This is a genomic window from Pseudomonas sp. SIMBA_068 (assembly GCF_046534705.1).
In the GTDB taxonomy this organism is placed as follows: Bacteria; Pseudomonadota; Gammaproteobacteria; order Pseudomonadales; family Pseudomonadaceae; genus Aquipseudomonas; species Aquipseudomonas putida.
Map to the genome: position 1 here is coordinate 1 of NZ_JAWRYI010000224.1, position 320 is coordinate 320.

1 protein-coding gene is annotated in these 320 nt (G+C 58.4%); it reads left to right on the forward strand.

The window, feature by feature from the left end; translation table 11 throughout:
- Positions 1–288, forward strand: a 288-nt coding sequence (locus SB756_RS28920; RefSeq protein ID WP_410912960.1) for a helix-turn-helix transcriptional regulator, incomplete at its 5' end; no start/stop codon positions are given.
- Positions 289–320: the final 32 nt, after the last annotated feature.

A 320-nucleotide genomic window follows, 5' to 3' on the forward strand; every position in this document is an offset into this window, starting at 1 on the left:
GATCGGCTCGCCAGCAGTGTCGGCATGAGTATCTCTTCGCTGCATCATCACTTCAAAGCCGTCACGGCCATGACGCCGATGCAATACCAGAAACAACTGCGGCTGAATGAGGCGCGACGTTTGATGATGGTAGAAAAGCTGGATGCCGGTACGGCAGGCTATCGGGTGGGGTATCAGAGCGCGTCACAGTTCAGCCGGGAGTATCGCCGCCTGTATGGGCAATCTCCGGCCAGGGATAGTCGTCAGCTGGCGGTGAGCCCGGACAGATTGCGCCCACCGCAGAACTGATTACAGGCTGTTAGCCGCTTCCATCGCAATGG